Below are 18,745 nucleotides of genomic sequence, written 5' to 3'. Positions count from 1 at the left end.
CCCTTGTGGCCGAGGCGGATTCGTGACGAATCCGCCTCACCCCGGGTCAGCGGTAGGAGGCCAGGAACAGCGCCTCGGCCAGGGCCATGTGCTCGATCTCCGTCGGATCGACACTCTCATTGGGCGCGTGGATCAGGCACTTCGGTTCCTCCACGCCCATGAGCATGATCTCCGCCTGCGGATAGGTGTCGGCGAAGACATTGCACAGCGGGATCGACCCGCCCTGCCCCTCGGTGGTGGCGGAACGGCCGTAGGCCGCCTCCAGGGCCGCGGACATGGCCTGCCGCGCCGGTCCGTCCGTGCTGCCGACGAACGGCGAACCGGTGGCCTCGGTCTCGACCGTCACCTTCGCGTGCCACGGCGCGTGCGACTTCAGGTGCGCGGTCAGGGCTTTCAGCGCGTCCTCCGGCTTGGTGCCCGGCGGGATGCGCAGGTTGAGGCGGGCCCGGGTCCTGGGCTGGATGGCCGCCGAGGAGCCGACCACCGGCGGGACGTCCATACCGAGCACCGTGAGCGCCGGACGGGCCCACAGCATGTCGGCGACCTCGCCATTGCCCAGCAGATGGACGCCGTCGAGAACACCCGCGTCGGAACGGAATTGGCCCACCGGATATTCGTGACCATGCCAGACCTGGTCATTGCGCAGCCCGTCGATGGTGGTGTTGCCGTCGACGTCGCGCAGGGTGCCGAGCAGGTGGATCATGGCGGCCAGCGCGTCGGGCGCGGGACCGCCGAACATGCCGGAATGCATGGGACCGGAGAGGGTTTCGACGGTGACGACCACATTCACATTGCCGCGCAGGGTCTGGGTGAAGGTGGGCACGCCGACCGCGAAATTGCCGCAGTCGTAGATGAGCACGGTGTCGGCGCGCAGCAGGTCGGCATTGCCGGGCACGAACTCCTCCAGGCCGCCGGTGCCCTGCTCCTCGGAGCCCTCCGAGACCAGTACCAGCCCGACCGGATAGTCGTCGCCGTACACCTTGCGCAGCGCCCGCAGCGCGGTCAGATGCACGACGATATTGCCCTTGCAGTCGGCCGCGCCGCGCCCGTACCAGCGGCCGTCCTTTTCGGTGAGCTGCCAGACCGGCGTCTTCCAGGCGGCGTCGTCGAGCGGCGGCTGCACGTCGTAGTGGCAGTAGAGCATGATGGTCGGCGCACCCTGCGGGCCCCGGCTGCGGGCCACGACGGCCTTGCTGCCGTCCGGGGTTTCGTGCAGCCCCACCTCGGTCAGCCCTTCCGCCTCGAACGCATCGGCCACCCACTGCGCGGTCTTCTCGCACTCCTCGATCGGGAACTGCCGGGCGTCGTATACCGATTTGAACGAGACGAGCTGCGCGAGATCGCTTTTCGCACGCGGCATGAGTTCCTTGACAGCGGCGCGCAGCGCGGCCACCTTCGAATCCTCCTGCACCCCTGCGGTCGTGGTCATGACATCCTCCTGATCACTTGGCGGTATCGGGTTTCACGGTCTCACCCTTCTTCAGGTGACCGATTGTTTCCAGGGTGCGCAGGTTTCCGAACTCGACATCGGATAGGAGATGGCGCGATTGCGGTCGACGGTGTGGGTCAGCGGCTGATCGGCAATCACGATCGCCGTCCATGTCACCGCCGGTGAAGAGCTGTCGGTCCACGGTCGCCACGGCGAATTCGAACTGCTGGGGATCGAGCTGGGCCAGGCCGGGAACGTGATCGGAGACCGCACCCTCCCCGAGGTGCGGCTGCGTGGCGGACATCGCCTGCGCTATGACATGCTGATAGCCCATAGTGCTGAATAGTAACCGTTCAGCAACTTTCTCTTGATTACGAAACGGTAGCTCGCTGAACCAGTTTCGATCATGGCCGGCTGGCTACCATCGTCTCGGCAAACCCCTGCCGAATCTCGATCGGAGGCCATATGACCGGCACCACGGAACCCGACGACGTCTTCGCGATGCCCGGCATCAGGCGCGCGGCTCCGCACCGCGGCTTCCCGGAGCACGAGATCTTCCCGCAGGTCGCCTACCAGATCGTCCACGACGAACTGATGCTCGACGGCGTCTCGCGGATGAACCTGGCCACCTTCTGCACCACCTGGGTCGACGACCAGGCCCGGCGGCTGATGAACGAATGCCTCGACAAGAACATCGTCGACAAGGACGAGTACCCGCAGACCGCCGAACTCGAACAGCGCGGCGTGCACATGCTCGCCGACCTGTGGAACTCCCCCGATCCGCTGAGCACGCTGGGCACCTCCACCACCGGGTCCAGCGAGGCCGCCATGCTGGGCGGCCTGGCCGCCAAATTCCGCTGGCGCAAGCGCGGCGGCACCGGCACCCCCAACTTCGTGTGCGGCCCGGTCCAGGTGTGCTGGGAGAAGTTCGCGCGCTACTTCGACGTGGAGATCCGCCAGATCCCGCTGCGCAGCGAGCGCTACACCATGCACCCCGACGACATCACCGCGTACTGCGACGAGAACACCATCATGGTGGTGCCCACCTTCGGCCAGACCTTCACCGGCCTGTTCGAGGACGTCGAGGGCATCAGCAAGGCGCTCGACGCGCTGCAGGCCGCGACCGGACTCGACATTCCCATCCACGTCGACGCGGCCAGCGGCGGCTTCCTCGCGCCCTTCTGCGCACCCGAAATCTGCTGGGATTTCCGGCTTCCGCGGGTCAAGTCCATCAACGCCTCCGGCCACAAGACCGGTCTCGCACCGCTGGGCGCGGGCTGGGCCATCTGGCGGACCAAGGAGGACCTGCCCGAAGAGCTGATCTTCGATGTCGACTATCTGGGCGGCAATATGCCCACCTTCAACCTGAACTTCTCCCGGCCGGGCGGGCAGGCCGTCACCCAGTACTACGAGTTCATCCGGCTGGGCCGCACCGGCTACCGCAATGTGCAGACCGCCATCTACACCGCGAGCCAGCATCTGGCCAAGGGCATTGCCGAGGCCGGGCCGTTCGAGCTCATCCATGATGCCGATCCGCGCCGCGGCATCACCGCCGTCTCGTGGAAGCTGGCCGACGGCGCCGACTACAACCTCTACGACCTGTCCGATCGGCTGCGCACCCGCGGCTGGCTCATCGCCGCCTACCCGCTGCCCGCCGACCGCGAGGACGAGGTCATCATGCGCGCGGTGCTACGCCACGGCTTCACCATCGACATGGCCGACCTGCTGCTCGCCGACCTCCACCGCAGCCTGAAGGTGCTCGACAAGCACCCGATGCAGATCTCGCTCACCCGCGAGGAGGCGGGCGGCTTCCCGCACAACGCACGCGCGGTCGTCCCCACCCCCAAGGCGAAACCGGTGCGGGCCAAGGACGATGGCAAGGCCGCGAGGAACGGCAAGAAGACCGCCAAATCCAAGCACGACAAATCCAAGGCCGGCAAGAAGTGAGCGCGGCCGAGAGTTCGGCCGCCGCCGGATAACCGCGGCGGCAACCGAATACCGCGAGGCGGCGGCGAGATTCCCGCCGCCGCTTCGTTTTTCGAACTCGGAACCTACTGACCCGCCAGGCCCACGGTGTCGAGGAGCCAGGCGAGCTCGAAGGCCGCCTCCTTCCACTTCTCGTAGCGGCCGCTGACACCGCCGTGGCCCGCGCTCATCTCCGTCTTGAGCAGCAGCTGCGCGTCGCCGGTCTTGGTGGCGCGGAGTTTGGCCACCCACTTGGCCGGCTCCACGTACAGCACGCGGGTGTCGTTGAGCCCGGTGATGGCCAGGATCGCCGGATAGTCCTTCGCCTCGACGTTCTCGTAGGGCGCGTAGGACTTCATGTACTCGTAGACTTCCTTGTCCGCCAGGGGATTACCCCACTCGTCCCACTCGGTGACGGTCAGCGGCAGCGACTCGTCCAGAATGGACGTCAGTGGGTCCACGAAGGGCACATTGGTCAGGATGCCCGCGAACAGCTCGGGCGCGAGGTTCACCACCGCGCCCATCAGCAGCCCGCCCGCGCTGCCGCCCTCGGCGAGCATGCGGTCCGGAGCGGTGACACCGGTATCCACCAGATGCCGTGCGCAGGCGACGAAGTCGGTGAAGGTGTTCTTCTTCTCGAGCTTCTTGCCCTCCTCGTACCAGCGCCGGCCCATCTCGCCGCCACCGCGGACATGCGCGACGGCGTAGACCATGCCGCGATCCAGCAGCGACAACCGCCCCACCGAGAAGTACGGATCCATCGGCGCCTCGTAGGAGCCATAGCCGTAGAGCAGCAACGGTTTCGGACCGGCCGGGGCATCCTTGCGCATGACCACCGAGATCGGCACCCGGGTGCCGTCCGCGGCCACCGCCCAATCCCGGTGCTGCACATAGTCGCCGGGGTTGTAGTCGCCGAGCACCACCTGCTCCTTGCGCAGCAGCAGCTCGTCGGTGTCGGGCACGTAGTCGAAGATCTTCATCGGGGTGATGTAGGAGGTGACCCCGACCCGCAGCATCGGCTGCTCCCACTCCGGGTTGGCGCCGAAGCCGGAGTCGAACAGCTCGAGACCGAAATCGATCTCGTGCAGTTCGCCGTACCCGGTGTCGGTCAGCGGCCAGACCGCGGCCCGCTGCATCGCGTCACGCCGGTAGCTGACCGCCAGCTTGTCGGAGAAGGACTCCAGGCCGTTGAGGCGGACATCGTCGCGGTGCGGAATCAGAATGGTCTGGTTGGTCGGGTCGTGCAGCGGCGCCTCGGCGAGCACGAAGTTCTCGGCCTTGACCCCGTCGACCACATCGTTGTGCAGGATGAGCAGTTTGTCCTCCCCGCCCACCACCGCATGATCGACCGAGTACTCGACGCCCTCGCGCCGGGGCATGATGAGCCGGAATTCGCCCTCGGGGTTGTCGGCCTCCAGGATCCAGTTCTCGGTGGTGATCTTGGATTCGACGTAGAGCAGCAGGTACTTCTCCGAATTGGTCGCCGTCACGCCCACCGAGTAGTGGGCATCCGGCTCATGGAGGACCTGGACATCGGCCGACATCGGCGTGCCCAGCTTGTGCCGCCACACGGTGTCGGACCGCCACGCGTCGTCGTAGGTCGAGTAGAAGACATACGCGCCGTCGAGCGACCAGGTCGCGCCCTGGGTGACGCCGGTGATCTCGTCGGGCAGCAGCTCACCGGTGGTCAGGTTCTTGAAGCGGAGGACATAGCGCTCGTCACCGGAGGTGTCCTCCGAGTAGGCCAGCATGTCACCGGCGTGGCTGATGGAGAACGCGCCGAGCGCGAAATAGTCGTGGCCCTCGGCCAGCTCATTGGAGTCCAGCAGGACCACCTCGCCGGGCATGGTGGCCGAAGCCTCCAGTTTGGGCGGGGTCCAGTCGTCCGGACCGGCGATCGGGCAGCGGCAGTGCACGCCGTGCTGTTTGCCCTCGAAGGTGCGCGAGTAGTACCAGAACTTGCCCATCCGGGTCGGGAGCGACAGATCGGTCTCCTGGATCCGCGACTTGATCTCCTCGAAGATCTTTTCCCGCAGCGGGCCCAGCTTCTCGGTCTGCGCGTCGGTGTAGGCGTTTTCCGCCTCCAGATACGCGATGACCTCGGGATCCGTCTTCTCCCGTAGCCACTCGTACTCGTCGATGAAGACATCCCCGTGGTGCACGCGCTCCTCCGGAGCCCGCTTGGCGATCGGCGCCACCACCGCGCCGTCTACTGAGATCGCGCTACCACTGTCCAAAGCCATGGGCACCACGTTAGTAGCGATCCCGCACCGCGGGCCCCCGACCCGGCGGTATCGGGCGTGGGTGCGGCTCCCGCGCCGGTCGAGCGCAGGAGACGCACGGTAGCCGTCATCGCATCCGTCGCTGCCGCGTCCCGTTGGCGTGCTGATGCTGCTCGTAGAGGTAGAAGACGGCGGCCTTGCGACGAGCACATTGGTCGGTCGGGCAACTTCGGTGGATCCGAAGAATGCTGTGGGCCAATTCCGCTGTGAAGCGCTCGGGAACCACCGCACAGCTGTCGGAGACCGGGGCGGCTCGTTGCGGGGACCATGGCGTGCGCACCACATACCTCCTTCCACTGACAGAAGATGGAATATCCGATCCGAAGCCTTCACAAACCCTGGCATTATGAGTGCGATCTACATCACCGACCAGTACTGCTGGTGCGCACAGGGGAGGCCGACAGTGGAAGCGAAGAACCGCGTCATCGAGGCCGATGCGGTGTGGCGGCGCGGAGACGACACCGCCGACGGCGTCGAGATCGCGTTTCTGGCCAGTGGAAACATCGGATTACGGGACTCCCGCAATCCGGACGGGCCAGTACTGATCTTCACCCCCGGCGAATGGGAAGCCTTCGTGGCCGGGGCCAAGGACGGCGAATTCAACCGGCCCGGAGCCTGATTCGGGCGTGCCCGGCTCGAAACGAGCCGGGCACAACACTGTTCAGGCCCCTATCGCCGCACCGATGGTCGGCCACGACTCGTGCAGGGTGTCCTGCCAGTACGACCACGAGTGCGTGCCCACCGGCGAGTGCTCCACCCGCGCCGGAATGTTCATCGCACGCAACCGCTGCTCGAACGCGGTGACACAGGCGTCCACCCCGAATTCGATGGGACCGCCGAAGAAGATGTTCTCCGGCAGCTGCGGCTTGATCTCCAGCTCGTGCGGGCCGGGCAGGCCGGTGCCGGTGGACAGGAAGATGGTCTTGCCGCGCAGCGCCTCGGCCAGCACCGCCGGATTGTGCTCCGTCCACGCCGGACTACCCGGCGCACCCCACATATTGAGCGGATTGCCACCGCGATTGGCCACCGAGAACATCATGGCGCCCTGCGCGATCGTGGTGTCCGGACAGGCGCTGTAGCCCGCCACCGCCCGGTACAGCTCGGGATGCCGCACCGCCAGCACGAAGGCCGCGATGCCGCCCATCGACAGACCACCGATGGCGTTCACCCCGTTACCAGCGAAGTATTCGTCGATGATGGGCGGAAGCTCTTGTGTCAGAAAGGTTTCCCACCGGTAGCGGCCGAAGCGCGGGTCGTCGGACACCCAGTCGGTGTAGTAGCTGGCCTGACCGCCCATGGGCAGTACCACGTTCACGTCCTTGCCCTGGAAGAAGGGTTCGGTGTCGGTGGCATTGGTCCAGGTGCTCTGGGTCGCACCGGGATCCAGGCCGTCGAGGAGGTAGTAGGCGGGCCGGTCGCCGCCGCCGGCCGGATGCAGCACCTGCACCTGGATGGTGCGGCCCATGGCCGCGGAGTCGATGAAGATCGCCGAGCGAGTGGCGCTCAGCTGGTCGACGCGGACGACCTGGCCCGCGTGCGCGATTGCCGGTGGGGCGGCCACCGGATAAAGCAAACCTGCAGCGATCGCCAAAACAGCTGCGGCAACGACTCTTCGACGCATGGCCCCACCTTCATCAGCCCACCACAATCACCATCAAACGTAACTCGAGTGGCTATTGTGATGCGCGGGAATGAAGTTATGGCGTGTCGTTGGCTAACCACACGGTTCGGATATGGTAATGCGCATCGGCTATCAGTCGGCCGCGATTCGGGACAGTGCGCCCCGGATCGATCCCGCCAGGTAATCCAGGTCCGCGCGCGCCGGACTGGTCGGCCGCGCCCGCAGCCCGAATCCGTCGCCCGGGGTGCGGGGAATCACGTGCAGATGCACATGAAAGACCTCCTGCCCCGCCGTGACCCCGTCGGCCAGGAAGAAATTCACTCCGTCACAGTGCACCTCGGACTCCCGCAGGCCCGCCGCGATGCGCTGTCCCACCTGAAACAGCTTGCCGCCCAACGCCGGATCCAGCTCCGCCAGGCTCCGGGCGGGCGTCTTCGGAACCACCAGCACATGCCCTGGCGTCACCGGCCGAATATCCATGAACGCCAGGCAATCCTCGTCCTCGTACACCTTGGACGACGGTGCCCGCCCGGCAACGATGTCGGAGAAGATCGTGTAAGGGTTCATGCCCGCAGAGCCTAGAGCCGCCCGGCAACGCGATCGCCCCCGGCTCCATTCCGGAGCCGGGGGCGAGATTCGAGAGTCGTTGTATCCCTAGAGGATCGGCGACGGCGTGTAGCGGGCGGCCTCCGGATTCGCGTCGACCAGCTTCTGGACCTGGGCGATCACATCGGCGGTCTGCGCCTCGGCCGCGCCGATGAAGGCGGAACGGTCCGCCAGGGCCGCATCCAGGGCGGCCCGGTCCAGCGGCATGCGGTCGTCGGTGGCCAGACGGTCCAGCAGATCGGGTTCGCGGCCCTGCTCGCGCATGGCCAACGCGACCGCCACCGCGTGCTCCTTGATGACCTCGTGGGCGGTCTCGCGGCCCACGCCCGCGCGCACCGCCGCCATCAGGATGCGGGTGGTGGCCAGGAACGGCAGGTAGCGGTTGAGCTCGCGGTCGACCACGGCCGGGTACGCGCCGAACTCGGCCAGCACGGTCAGGAAGGTCTCCATCATGCCGTCGATGGCGAAGAAGGCGTCCGGCAGCGCGACCCGGCGCACCACCGAGCAGAACACGTCGCCCTCGTTCCACTGGGCGCCCGCCAGCTCGGCCGCCATCGAGCCGTAGCCGCGCAGCACCACCTGCAGGCCGTTGACGCGCTCACACGAGCGGGTGTTCATCTTGTGCGGCATGGCCGAGGAACCCACCTGGCCGGGCTGGAAGCCCTCGGTGACCAGCTCGTGGCCCGCCATCAGGCGAATGGTGTGCGCGAACGAGGACGGGCCCGCACCCACCTGCACCAGCGCGGAGAGCACATCGTGGTCCAGCGAGCGAGGGTAGATCTGGCCCACGCTGGTGAACACATTCGCGAAGCCCAGGTGGCCGGCCACCTTCTGCTCCAGCTGCGCCAGCTTGACCGCGTCGCCGCCGAGCAGATCCAGCATGTCCTGCGCGGTGCCCATCGGACCCTTGATGCCGCGCAACGGGTATCGGTCGATCAGCTCCCGCAGCCGGGTCAGCGCGATGAGCAATTCGTCTGCGGCGGAAGCGAATCGCTTGCCGAGGGTGGTGGCCTGCGCCGCCACATTGTGCGAGCGGCCCGCCATCACCAGCGTCTGATACTGGGCGGCCCGCTCCGCCAGCCGGGCCGCGATGGCCACGCCGTGGCCGTACACGTGCTCGAGCGACAGCCGGATCTGCAGCTGCTCCACATTCTCGGTGAGATCCCGCGAGGTCATGCCCTTGTGCACGTGCTCGTGCCCCGCGAGCGCGTTGAACTCCTCGATTCGGGCCTTCACATCGTGCCGGGTAACCCGCTCGCGCTCCGCGATCGACTTCAGATCCACCCGATCGATGACCCGCTCGTAGTCGTCGACGACCCCCGCCGGAACATCCACCCCCAACTCGGCCTGGGCCCGCAACACCTCCAGCCACAACCGCCGCTCGAGTACGATCTTGTTCTCGGGCGACCACAGATGAACCAGCTCGGGGCTGGCGTAGCGGGTGGCAAGGACGTTCGGCACAAGACTCACGTTGTCCCAGTTTACCGGTGGGTTTCCCGCCGGTTTGCCCCGCCGTCATCGCGGCGGAGGTTCGCCCCGGCCGGGGCGGCCCCAGGCCGCCCTGGGAGGCCCCGGGAGTTGGGCAGAGTTGTGCCGGCGGGGCGTTATGCCGGTGGGGCGACGATGTCGATGATCTCGAGGAGCGCGCCCCGCGCCATGCGCCGGGGCTGCGGGTCGAGTTCACCGAGCGCGGTCACCACCGCCCCATCGACGACCGCCACCAGGCGGCGGGTCTGTTCGGCGCGCACCACACGGTCGGAGCGACGCAGCACGTCGGTCAGCAGCTCGTCCAGCTGCGCGCGTAGTCGCAGCTGGACCTCTCGTAGTTCCGGGTGCCGGGCGGACGCGACCGAGCGCTCGTAGCGGGCGATCAGCTGGCCCCGCGCGTCCAGGTCCTGAATCTCCGGACCCACCAACAGGTCCAGCACCAATTCCACGGTGGCCTCCGCCCCGCGGCGGCGGTGCGTTACCTCGCCGACGCGGCGGCGCATGGCCTCCAGTTCGGCATTGCCGGAGAACTCGACCGCACGCGCGATCAGATCCTCGAGCGATTCGAAGTAGTAGGTGGTCGACGCGAGCGGCAGCTCCGCCCGGGTTGCCACCGAGCGGTGCCGGACCGCTTCGAAGCCACCTTCGAGCAGGAGCTCGGCGGCGGCACAAACCAGCGCTTGGCGACGCCGTTCGCCTTTCGGAGTCGTCGCAGTGGTCACGGTGCAATCGTGCCAGTCATCACCGGCGCTGTGTTCATTTTGCCCACTGCGCTCAATCTCCTTGGCAGATCAGGCCAAATACCGTTCCAATCGGTCCAGTGCCTCTTCGATGTCGGCGCCGGCTCCGGCGAACGAGAAGCGAACCGTGTGATGGCCGTTGCGAGTGTCGAAGTCGATGCCGGGCGCCAGCGCCACACCGGTGGCGTCGAGCACCTCGGTGCACCAGCGCATCGAATCATCGGTCAGGTGAGCGATATCCGCGTAGGCATAGAACGCGCCGTCGGCGGGGGCGAGGTCGGTGATGCCGAGCTTGGGCAGACCCGACAGCAGCAGCTGGCGATTCGCCGCATAGCGCCGCACATGACCGTCCAGTTCGGCTTTGGCCTCCGCGCCGAACGCGTGCACCGCCGCGAACTGAGAAATAGCCGGGGGGCACACCGTCATGTTGGACGCCAGTCGCTGCAGTGCCGGGCGCAGCGATTCCGGCACCAGCATCCAGCCCAGCCGCCAGCCGGTCATGGAGAAGTATTTGGACACCGAGCCGATGACCACCGACTCCCGAGAGGTCTCCCAGGCCGAGGAGGTCGGCTCGGTGTCGGCGTAGACGATGCCGTGGTAGATCTCATCGGAGATGAGCAGCGTCCCGTGCTCGTCGCACCAGCGGGCCAGCGCCGCCAGCTCCTCCGGCGCGATCATGGTCCCGGTCGGATTGGCCGGGCTCGCCACGATCAGGCCCGCGGGCGGCTCCGGCAGCGCCTCCAGCATGGCCACGGTCGGCTGGAACCGGGTCTCCGGCCCACAGTCCAGTTCGGCGACGTCGCAGCCCAGCGCGGTCAGCGTGTTCCGGTAGGCCGGATAGCCCGGCCGGGCCACCACCACGGTGTCGCCGGGATCGAAGGCCGCCAGGAAGATGAGGGTGAACGCGCCGGAGGAACCGGTGGTCACCACGACATCGTCCGCGTCCACGCGCACCCCGTAGGTGCTGCGATGATGCTCCGCGATGGCCTCCCGCAGCGCCAGGGTCCCGAATGTCTCGGTATAGCCCAGCAATTCGGAATCCATGGCCGCCTTGGTGGCGCGCAAAACCGGCGCCGGAGCGGGCGTGGACGGCTGCCCCGCGGCCAGCACCAGCACATCTCCGCGTGTCCGGGCCCGTTCAGCTGCTGCTTTCCAGACGTCCATCACGTAAAAAGGTGGGATGGCCGACCGGCGAGATTCGATACGCACTCGACAGACGGTAGAGCACCCGCTCCCCCGCCCGTCCGGGAACTGCCACCCGAATGCCTGAGGAGGCGGCTGTGCAGGGGGGACCAGCAACCACCGGGACCACCCCGGAGGCCGACCCGCACCCACCCGAATCCGCGCCGCCGCGGACAGACGGCGCGACGCACAGCTACACGCCGGGTGTCCGGTCGCAGCTGGCATTCCAGGACGAGCCGTCGCGGAGTCAGGAGGCGCTGGAACGGGTCCGGCGGGCGGTGGTCCGGCTCGCGGGACGGGCGATCACCTGGCTGCGGATATACGCGCCGATCGCGCGGGAACGCGCCATCGAGCTGTGGGCCCGGCGGCCGCGCTCGTGGACCGAGACCGTCGAGCTGGTGCGGCGGGGCCGAGCCGAAGCACGGCGACAGTGGCCGGTGCTGCGCGCGTGGAGCATTCGGCACCGGGTGCTGATCGGCGGCGTGGTCGCGGTGCTGGTGTTCGCGAGCGCGGACGGCACACTGGGCCTGCTGCCCACCGACGCCGAGGTGGGTCCCGGTGTGGCGCTGCGGGTTCCGGTGCAGTATCCGCTGCAGGTACAGGCCTCCCCGGAGACGTCGAAGCGGTATCTGGACGCCATCAACAACGGTGAGCATCTGCGCGAGCAGGCGGTGGTCTCGGCGGCCGCGGCGGCCACGCTGGAACGCGCCAAGGCGGAGGCCGCGGCGGCCGTCGCCGGGCAGCCGCAGCCGTGGATGACGCCGTCGCCGGACAGTTCGCTGCCGCCCGGCTTCGTGATTCCCGGCGCCGGCGGGTTCGCGCTGCCCGCGAAGGGCGTGTTCACCTCCGGATTCGGGGCGCGCTGGGGCACCTTCCACGCGGGCATCGACATCGCCGCGCCGCTCGGCTCACCGATCTACGCGGTGGCGGCGGGCACCGTCATCGACGCGGGCCCGGCCCAGGGCTTCGGGCTGTGGGTGCGCATCCGCCACGACGACGGCACCATCTCCGTCTACGGGCACATGTACGACTTCTCGGTGTCGGTCGGCGAGCGCGTCCCGGCGGGCCTGCAGATCGCGCGCATCGGCAACCGCGGCGACTCCACCGGACCGCACCTGCACTTCGAGATCGTCATCAACGGCCAGCACGTGGACCCGCAGCCCTGGCTGGCCCAGCACGGCATCATCCTCTGACCCGCCGCTCCCCCGCCTCCCCGAAACTTCAGCGCACGGCTCGGGAGCCGTTGACCGTTGGCGACGCGTGCTGGTGGTTCAGGGCCGAGACAATTTCGGACGTACCCGGCGAGTTACCCCGATCGGTACGAAATCAGTTGTCGCGCCGGCATTCGAATTCAGGCGCGGATTCGGACGTCGGGTCGTCGGCCTTCAGGCGGAGGTCGGGACGGTGATGCGGCCCTCGGTGGCGGCCAGGGCGATGTCGGTGCGGAAGTGGCCGCCCGGCAGCTTGATTCCGGCCAGCCGCTCGTAGGCGTTCTTGCGGGCCTCGGCGAGATCCGCGCCCTGGCCGACGATGGCGAGCACGCGGCCGCCCGCGGACACCAGCGCGCCGTCCTCACGCTGCGCGGTGCCGGCGTGCAGCACCTCGGATTCGGTTCCGGTGCCGGTGGATTCGGCCCCGGTGATGACATCGCCGCTGCGCGGGCGGGCCGGGTAGTTCTCGGCGGCCAGCACCACGGTGACGGCGGCGCCGTTCTTCCAGCGCGGCGCGGACACCTGGTCCAGGGTGCCGGTCGCGGTGGCGTACAGCAGCTCGCCCAGCGGGCTGTCCAGCATAGCCAGCACGGCCTGCGTCTCGGGATCGCCGAAGCGGCAGTTGAATTCGACCACGGCCGGCCCGGCCTGCCCGACGGCGAGACCGGCGTACAGCAGGCCGCTGAACGGCACGCCGCGGCGAACCATCTCGGCCGCAACGGGTTTCACCACATCGTCGACGATGGCCTGCAGGGTCTGGTCCGGCAGCCACGGCAGCGGCGTGTACGCGCCCATGCCGCCGGTGTTCGGCCCGGTGTCGCCGTCGCCGACCCGCTTGTGGTCCTGGGCGGGCAGCAGCGGCACCACGGTCTCGCCGTCGACCAGGCAGAACAGCGACACCTCGGGGCCGTCGAGGAACGACTCCAGCAGCACCGGGTGACCCTGCTCGAGCAGTTCGGCGCCGTGCTCGCGGGCCACCGACCGGTCCGGGGTCACGACGACGCCCTTGCCGGCGGCCAGGCCGTCGTCCTTGACCACCCAGGTCGGCCCGAAACGATCCAGCGCCGCATCCAATTCGCCCGGATGATCGACGATCTCGCTGTGCGCGGTGCGCACTCCGGCCGCGTTCATGACGTCCTTGGCGAAGGCCTTCGAGCCCTCGATCCGCGCGGCGGCGGCGGACGGGCCGAACGCCGGGATGCCAGCGGCCCGCACCGCGTCGGCCACGCCGAGCACCAGCGGCACCTCGGGTCCGACCACGACCAGATCGACACCGAGGTCCTGGGCGAGGGCGGTCACCTCCGCCCCGGAGGTGGCGTCCACCGCACGCACCTCGGCGTGCTGGGCGATGCCGGCATTGCCGGGCGCCGCATACACGGCGGACACCGCCGGGTCCTTGCGCAGTGCCAGGACGAGGGCATGTTCACGGGCTCCGGAACCAATGACGAGTACGCGCACGGCAGACAGCTTAAAGGGCTGGGCAGACGCAACCGGTGGCGGTCTGTTGTGCGTTCGCGCGGGGGTGTCCTTCCCCGCGTAAGGTCCGGGGCATGGCTTCTGTTTTCTCCGCAATCATCGACGGTCAGCTGCCGGGCCGGTTCGTCTGGGAGGACGACGAATTCGTCGGCTTCCTCACGATCGCCCCGGTGACGCAGGGGCACACGCTGGTGGTGCCGCGCAAGGAGATCGACCAGTGGCAGGACGTCGATCCGGGCACCTTCGCTCGCCTGACCGCGGTCGCCCAGAAGATCGGCCAGGCCGTGCGGGCCGCGTGGGACGCCCCGCGGGCGGGCCTGCTCATCGCCGGTCTCGAGGTGCCGCACCTGCACATGCACGTCTTCCCGGCCTTCCACCTGGGTGACTTCGACATCAGCGGGGCGGACCCGGAACCCAGCAAGGAATCCCTCGACGAGGCGCAGGCCATGATCAAGCAGGCCCTGCGCGACCTCGGCTACGGCGCGAACGTCCCGGAGTGAGCTGAGATCCCGACGTTCCCGTGCCCGCCAGTCGCCGGCACGGGGACCGTCGGGAACGCAGCAACTGATCTCGTGAGGATCGGGGCAACTCCTCGGGTACGCCCAAAATTTGTTCGGCTCCCCACCGCCGGCACGCATGCACGACCCCGACGGCTCTCAGCCGGGCGCAGAAGGCCCGGAGAGGCGGGACGGTTCGCGCGGCAACCGGACGGTGAAGGTGGTGCCCTCCCCCGGCGCGCTGGTCACCGACACCTTGCCGCTGTGCGCGGCGACCAGTGCATGCACGATGGAAAGCCCGAGTCCGGTACCGCCGCTGTCCCGGCTGCGGGACGCGTCGGTGCGATAGAAGCGTTCGAAGACCCGCTCGGCCTGTTCGGCCTCCAGTCCCGGCCCGGTGTCGGCGACCTCGATGAGCACCTCGTCGGCGGCCGGGGTGAGCCGCACTGTCACCTCCGCCTCGGGCGGGGTGTGCACCAGCGCGTTGTTGATCAGGTTGGCCAGCACCTGCCGCAGCCGCGTCTCGTCGCCGAGCATCTCCAGAGTGCCGGGCCCGGGCCGGATTTCGAGGTCGATCTTGCGTTCGGGCCCCTCCGGGCGCTGGGCTGCCGCCAGGGCACGCGCACTGTGCACGGCATCGCTGGCCATCATGAGCAGGTCCAGCGGCCGCCGTTCGACCGGTCGCTGCGCGTCCAGCCTGGCCAGCATGAGCAGGTCCTCGACCAGCAGCCCCATCCGCTTGGACTCGCGTTCGATGCGGTCCATCAGCATGTCCGGATCGGTGATCGCGCCCTGCCGGTACAGCTCGGAGAAGCCCTTGATGGTGGTGAGCGGGGTGCGCAGTTCGTGGCTGGCGTCGGCGATGAAGCGCCGCATCTTGGCCTCGGAGCGGCGCGCCGCCTCCTCGGAGGCCTCGGTGGCGGCGAAGGCCTGCTGAATCTGGGTCAGCATGGTGTTCAGCGATTGTGAGAGGTGGTCGACCTCGGTGTCGGTGCCGCGCACCGGAACTCGCTGATGCAGGTCACCGCCCGCGATGGCGGCCGCGGTGCGCTCGACCTCCCGCAGCGGCCGCAGACTGCGCCGGATCACGATGCGCGCCACCGCCGCCAACGCCGCGAGCACCAGCGCCCCGATCACCAGTTGCAGCACGATCAGCTTGTCCAGCAGCGAGTTCGTCTCGTCCATGCGCAGCGCGATGGTGCTGGTGCCGTACTCGTTGACGGTCCGCAGCACCCGCCACTCCTCGGTGGACGCGCCGACCGATCCGACGGTCTCCGGCCGATTGCCCAGATCCGCGGGCACCTCGGGCTGCTGCACGCCCGCCGACAGGCTCAGCGTGACCTGGCCCGTCGAATCCTGCACCTGCACCCAGTACAGGTGCGGCGGCCGTTCCCGTCCGCGCACGGTAGGCAGCGGTTCGGGGCGTTGCGCGCCGGGCGCCGCCCAGCTGTGAGCGGCGTCGTAGAGCTGCCGGTCGATGCGTTCGACCAGCACATTGCGCATCAGGGAGGTGACCGCGATACCCGAGACCAGCAGCCCGAATCCGACCAGGGACACCAGCGCGAGTACCAGGGTGGTGCGCAGCGGCACCGCGGCGAGCCGGTCGGCGAGCCTGCCCCGGAGACTGCGAGCCGTGCCTTTGCCATCGACCGGCGGGGCAGCGTTCACGCGTTGGCCGTCTTACCGCGGGGCTCCCGCATGACGTAGCCGACCCCGCGCAGGGTGTGGATGAGCCGATCCGGTCCGGTGTCGACCTTCTTGCGCAGGTAGGACACGTAGGTTTCGACCACGCCGACCTCACCGCCGAAGTCGTAGCGCCACACGTGGTCCAGGATCCGCGGCTTGCTCAGCACCGTGCCGGCATTGACCAGGAAGTACCGCAGCAGCGTGAACTCGGTGGGCGACAGGGCAACCGGTTCGCCCGCCTTCCACACCTCGTGGGTGTCGTCATCGAGTTCGATATCGGCGAATCGCAGCCGCGATGTCTTGGTCTCCGGCGCCGAGCGCCCGGACCGCCGCAGAATCACCCGCAGCCGCGCCACCACCTCTTCGAGGCTGAACGGCTTGGTGACGTAGTCGTCGGCCCCCAGCGTCAGCCCGGTGATCTTGTCATCCACGTCGTCCCGCGCGGTCAGGAACAGCACCGGTGCGTCGATTCCGTCGGCCCGGAGCCGCCGCAGCAGCCCGAAGCCGTCCATCCCGGGCATCATCACATCGATGATCAGTGCATCCGGCCGGAACGTCTTGGCCTTGTCCAGCCCCTCGGTGCCGCTCGCGGCGCTCGCGACCTCGAAGCCTTGATACCGCAGGCTCACCGACAGTAGCTCGACGATCATGGGCTCGTCGTCAACGACGAGCACCCTCGCCTCCGATTCGCGCGACTGAACGGACACACCTGTCATAAGGCCATATTCTGCGCTTCCCCCGCGAAGAACCTGGCCCTTCCCTGGGAGTTTCCTGCGAGGAGCGCACCAACCCCGGGTGGCGCTGCGGGGCCGCGCCCCGGACCTCGGAACGACAGCAGGGCGAGGACCCGGAGGTCCTCGCCCTGCTTGTCTGCTGAGCCCCCTGTCAGGATTGAACTGACGACCTTCGCTTTACAAGAGCGGTGCTCTACCACTGAGCTAAGGAGGCGGAAAACGGTGCCATCATAACCGGGGTAGCCGGCTGCGCGGAAAAGCCGGCGTCCCAGTCGGAACGATGCTGCGTGGAAGACCGGAGCGCGGCCGGGCGACGCTCGTGGCATCGGCCGGCCGCGTTCGGAAGCCGTTCGCGCAGTATCGGACTAACCGCAGGGTGTCAGGACTGAGCCGCCTGACGAGCCGCGTCGTCCGCCGCCATGGCGTCACGCAGGCTCTTCGGACGCATGTCGGTCCAGTTCTTCTCGACGTACTCGACGCACGCGGCGCGGCTGTCCTCGCCGAAAACGACTCGCCAACCCGCCGGAACCTCGGCGAAGGCGGGCCACAGGGAGTGCTGTTCCTCATCGTTGACCAGGACGAAGAACCGGCCGTCTTCGTCATCGAAGGGATTGGTGCTCATTTCACCTCACTGGATACTGGCGCTGTGTACGGGAACGTAGACGGATCGTCCAGCCACCGCAGTGATGGAACGAGCCCCCGACGTTGATTCGACCCTAGCAAGGCAGGCGTTACCGCTGGGCGGTTACCTGCACTTCATTCAGGCTGCGAAGAATTCGAGCAGGATCTTGTTGACGGCCTCCGGTTGTTCCAGGTAGCCGAAGTGTCCGGCGTCGGGAACCTCCTGGTAACGGGCTCCCGGAATGATATCGGCGACCTCGCGGGAAAGGTAGGGCGGGATCATCCGGTCGTCCGCGAAGCCCATGGACAGGCAGGGCACGGTGATGGCCGGGTAGGCCTGTGTGCGGTCGAAATCGTGGTCCATGCGCCGCTGGGCGCGCACTCCGGGCGATGCCGGGCCGCCGGTGAATTCGAACAGGTCGAGCCAGTCGCGGGCGGCGTGCGGGTCGGCCATGGTTGCCGGGGAGAGGTTCATGATGGCGGTCATGGCGGCCTCGTATCTGGCGGGCAGCCGCATGCCGGAAGCGTCCAGTTCGTGTTCGCCGAACGAGAGCGTCTTCTGGAACTGGTCGAGCCGGGCGTGTCCCGCCATGAAGACGGCCTTGCGGACCAGCTCGGGCCGGGCCAGCGCGAGTTCCTGCGCGACACGCGCGCCCATGGACTGCCCGACCACCAATGCCGGTCCCTCGCCGAGGAATTCGATGAGGGCGGCGGTGTCACGCACGAGGTCGTCGATGGTGATCCCGTCCGGGGATTCGAAGGACGGTGCGATGCCGCGGTTGTCGAACGTACAGACCCGGTATCCGGCGGAGATCAGTGCCGGAACCTGGTGCAGTTCCCATACCCGGCCGCCGCTGCCGGTGCCCATGATCATGACGACCAGCGGTGCGGAGCCCTTCACGTCCGTGCCCCGGGATGCGTCTCCCTTGACCTGGTAGTTCAGCGAGATTCCGTTCACCGTCGCCAACGGCATGCTTGCGACCCCTTCACCATGTGTCCGATTCTTAGGTTCGTTCACCGTATAGCCATCCGACTTCGAAACGTTTCGCTCGGCACCGCCGACCGGCGCGTCGCATGAATTCCGACCGGATGGTCCCGTTGATACGGACGATTGCGGTTAGGGCTCGCAATGTACGCAGCGGGTGGCCTCGACTTTCCTGGCAGATACGATGGACTCCTCGCACCGAGCAGACTTCCCCGAGAGGAC

17 protein-coding genes and 1 tRNA gene are annotated in these 18,745 nt (G+C 68.0%); 4 read left to right on the top strand and 14 right to left on the bottom strand.

Features of this window, described 5'->3' with window-relative positions:
- Window positions 1–46: 46 nt before the first annotated feature.
- Both ACQP1O_RS02890 and ACQP1O_RS02885 read right to left on the bottom strand, forming a co-directional pair.
- On the bottom strand, window positions 47–1,429 hold the full coding sequence (locus ACQP1O_RS02890) for a dipeptidase (protein ID WP_433564369.1): 1,383 nt from the start codon (window positions 1,427–1,429) through the stop codon (window positions 47–49).
- Window positions 1,430–1,442: 13 nt separating this feature from the next.
- Window positions 1,443–1,763: a hypothetical protein gene (locus ACQP1O_RS02885; protein ID WP_433564368.1), complete on the bottom strand. Its 321-nt coding sequence runs from the start codon at window positions 1,761–1,763 to the stop codon at window positions 1,443–1,445.
- Between the two features lie 131 nt (window positions 1,764–1,894).
- Here ACQP1O_RS02885 and ACQP1O_RS02880 point away from each other — a divergent pair, with 131 nt between their 5' ends.
- Window positions 1,895–3,376: a glutamate decarboxylase gene (locus tag ACQP1O_RS02880; protein WP_433564367.1), complete on the top strand. Its 1,482-nt coding sequence runs from the start codon at window positions 1,895–1,897 to the stop codon at window positions 3,374–3,376.
- A gap of 104 nt (window positions 3,377–3,480) precedes the next feature.
- On the opposite strand, the gene ACQP1O_RS02875 is transcribed toward ACQP1O_RS02880, so the two are convergent.
- Window positions 3,481–5,637 (bottom strand): S9 family peptidase, encoded by a 2,157-nt coding sequence (locus ACQP1O_RS02875; protein ID WP_433564366.1) that lies wholly within the window; start codon window positions 5,635–5,637, stop codon window positions 3,481–3,483.
- 385 nt (window positions 5,638–6,022) lie between these two features.
- Here ACQP1O_RS02875 and ACQP1O_RS02870 point away from each other — a divergent pair, with 385 nt between their 5' ends.
- Window positions 6,023–6,295 (top strand): DUF397 domain-containing protein, encoded by a 273-nt coding sequence (locus tag ACQP1O_RS02870; RefSeq protein ID WP_083868551.1) that lies wholly within the window; start codon window positions 6,023–6,025, stop codon window positions 6,293–6,295.
- A gap of 42 nt (window positions 6,296–6,337) precedes the next feature.
- Here the strand turns inward: ACQP1O_RS02870 and ACQP1O_RS02865 are convergent, their stop codons facing one another.
- The 5 genes from ACQP1O_RS02865 to ACQP1O_RS02845 all read right to left on the bottom strand — a co-directional run bounded on the left by ACQP1O_RS02865 (window position 6,338) and on the right by ACQP1O_RS02845 (window position 11,340).
- The gene (locus tag ACQP1O_RS02865; protein ID WP_433564365.1) at window positions 6,338–7,297 is read right to left on the bottom strand and encodes an alpha/beta hydrolase; all 960 of its coding nucleotides are present in this window, start codon (window positions 7,295–7,297) and stop codon (window positions 6,338–6,340) included.
- 132 nt (window positions 7,298–7,429) lie between these two features.
- Window positions 7,430–7,864, bottom strand: coding sequence for an HIT family protein (locus ACQP1O_RS02860; RefSeq protein ID WP_433564364.1), 435 nt, complete (start codon window positions 7,862–7,864; stop codon window positions 7,430–7,432).
- A gap of 87 nt (window positions 7,865–7,951) precedes the next feature.
- On the bottom strand, window positions 7,952–9,373 hold the full coding sequence (gene purB / locus ACQP1O_RS02855) for an adenylosuccinate lyase (RefSeq protein ID WP_433564363.1): 1,422 nt from the start codon (window positions 9,371–9,373) through the stop codon (window positions 7,952–7,954).
- 134 nt (window positions 9,374–9,507) lie between these two features.
- On the bottom strand, window positions 9,508–10,113 hold the full coding sequence (locus ACQP1O_RS02850; protein ID WP_433564362.1) for a TetR/AcrR family transcriptional regulator: 606 nt from the start codon (window positions 10,111–10,113) through the stop codon (window positions 9,508–9,510).
- A 69-nt stretch (window positions 10,114–10,182) separates the two neighbouring features.
- Window positions 10,183–11,340: a pyridoxal phosphate-dependent aminotransferase gene (locus ACQP1O_RS02845; protein WP_433564361.1), complete on the bottom strand. Its 1,158-nt coding sequence runs from the start codon at window positions 11,338–11,340 to the stop codon at window positions 10,183–10,185.
- Window positions 11,341–11,411: 71 nt separating this feature from the next.
- On the opposite strand from ACQP1O_RS02845, the gene ACQP1O_RS02840 reads away from it, so the two are divergent.
- Window positions 11,412–12,506, top strand: a complete 1,095-nt coding sequence (locus ACQP1O_RS02840; protein WP_433564360.1) for a M23 family metallopeptidase — start codon at window positions 11,412–11,414, stop codon at window positions 12,504–12,506.
- Between the two features lie 192 nt (window positions 12,507–12,698).
- Here ACQP1O_RS02840 and purD read toward each other — a convergent pair whose 3' ends face one another.
- A complete protein-coding gene (gene purD, locus ACQP1O_RS02835; RefSeq protein ID WP_433564359.1) occupies window positions 12,699–13,982 on the bottom strand; it encodes a phosphoribosylamine--glycine ligase in 1,284 nt (427 codons plus the stop codon).
- Between the two features lie 92 nt (window positions 13,983–14,074).
- Here purD and ACQP1O_RS02830 point away from each other — a divergent pair, with 92 nt between their 5' ends.
- Window positions 14,075–14,500 (top strand): HIT family protein, encoded by a 426-nt coding sequence (locus tag ACQP1O_RS02830; protein ID WP_433564358.1) that lies wholly within the window; start codon window positions 14,075–14,077, stop codon window positions 14,498–14,500.
- A 156-nt stretch (window positions 14,501–14,656) separates the two neighbouring features.
- Here the strand turns inward: ACQP1O_RS02830 and ACQP1O_RS02825 are convergent, their stop codons facing one another.
- The 5 genes from ACQP1O_RS02825 to ACQP1O_RS02805 form a co-directional block, all read right to left on the bottom strand.
- The gene (locus tag ACQP1O_RS02825; protein WP_433567565.1) at window positions 14,657–16,087 is read right to left on the bottom strand and encodes a sensor histidine kinase; all 1,431 of its coding nucleotides are present in this window, start codon (window positions 16,085–16,087) and stop codon (window positions 14,657–14,659) included.
- Window positions 16,088–16,161: 74 nt separating this feature from the next.
- Window positions 16,162–16,899, bottom strand: a complete 738-nt coding sequence (locus tag ACQP1O_RS02820) for a response regulator transcription factor (RefSeq protein ID WP_433564357.1) — start codon at window positions 16,897–16,899, stop codon at window positions 16,162–16,164.
- 160 nt (window positions 16,900–17,059) lie between these two features.
- Window positions 17,060–17,131 (bottom strand) — tRNA-Thr (locus tag ACQP1O_RS02815).
- Window positions 17,132–17,296: 165 nt separating this feature from the next.
- Window positions 17,297–17,539, bottom strand: a complete 243-nt coding sequence (locus ACQP1O_RS02810; RefSeq protein WP_019931522.1) for an MbtH family protein — start codon at window positions 17,537–17,539, stop codon at window positions 17,297–17,299.
- A gap of 138 nt (window positions 17,540–17,677) precedes the next feature.
- Complete coding sequence (locus ACQP1O_RS02805; protein WP_433564356.1) at window positions 17,678–18,511, bottom strand: alpha/beta fold hydrolase; 834 nt, start codon at window positions 18,509–18,511, stop codon at window positions 17,678–17,680.
- Window positions 18,512–18,745 lie beyond the last annotated feature (234 nt).

The sequence above is a fragment of the Nocardia sp. CA-151230 genome, from assembly GCF_050942175.1.
In the GTDB taxonomy this organism is placed as follows: Bacteria; Actinomycetota; Actinomycetes; order Mycobacteriales; family Mycobacteriaceae; genus Nocardia.
The sequence above is the reverse complement of the archived record's forward strand: the minus strand, read 5'-3'. Positions and strand labels throughout refer to the sequence as shown.